The sequence below is a fragment of the Thalassolituus sp. UBA6592 genome, assembly GCF_002433655.1.
Lineage (GTDB): Bacteria > Pseudomonadota > Gammaproteobacteria > Pseudomonadales > Oceanobacteraceae > Venatoribacter.
The window spans coordinates 1-809 of record NZ_DJIO01000195.1 but is presented as its reverse complement, the minus strand read 5'-3'; the positions used below and the strand labels follow the sequence as shown (position 1 = coordinate 809).

General features: G+C 54.8%; 1 protein-coding gene and 1 pseudogene. Both read right to left on the bottom strand.

Features of this window, described 5'->3' with window-relative positions:
• A pseudogene (locus B2Z72_RS19225) lies at nucleotides 1–506 on the bottom strand (exopolyphosphatase); the annotation flags it as partial.
• 97 nt (nucleotides 507–603) lie between these two features.
• Nucleotides 604–809: hypothetical protein (locus B2Z72_RS19220; protein ID WP_297005641.1), on the bottom strand; the 206-nt coding region annotated here is incomplete at its 5' end.

Here is an 809-nt window from a genome sequence, read left to right as displayed (position 1 = left end):
CAGCCCATGTGCAGGCTTTCCAGTGCCAGCGGTTCAAAGCGCTCACCGATGATGAATTCGGTACTGCCGCCACCGATATCGACGACCAGACGCTTGCCGGCATCATCGGCCAGCGTGTGCGACACGCCGAGGTAGATCAGACGCGCTTCTTCGCGTCCGGCGATGACTTCGATGGGGTAGCCCAGTACTTCTTCAGCACGGCTGATGAACTCTTTACGGTTGCGCGCAGCACGCAGAGCGTTGGTGGCCAGCACAGAGATGCGGCTGCCATCCATGCCCTGCAGGCGCTGGCCGAATTCGCGCAGGCAGTCGATACCGCGCTGCTGAGCTTCTTCAGACAGGATACCTGCGGAATCAAGGCCGGCGCCAAGCTGTACCTTCTGGCCACGTTTCTCGATGGTGCGGATTTCGCCCTGAAATTCCTGGGCAATAACCATATGGAAGCTGTTAGAACCCAGATCTACGGCAGCGATGAGATCGTCCGGGGTTCCTTGGGTGTCCGTCATATATGATTCCTGAAAGTACTGTTCCACTGTCTAAAATACCAGCCAAGGGGCCATCAATACAGGCGTCAGGTCAGTAAAACCGCAGCTGTCAGACAGTTTAGGCAAGTTGCTGGCGGGATTCTGATACCCGAGTGGAATATTCAGTAATTGATTCCGGACAAAGCCGGGTTACAATGCCACCAGTAACTGATGAATTATTCCACAGGGGAAACACATGAGCGATAACATCCTTGCCGTAACTGACGACTCTTTTGATGCTGACGTACTGGGTTCTGACCTGCCTGTTCTGGTTGATTTCTGGGC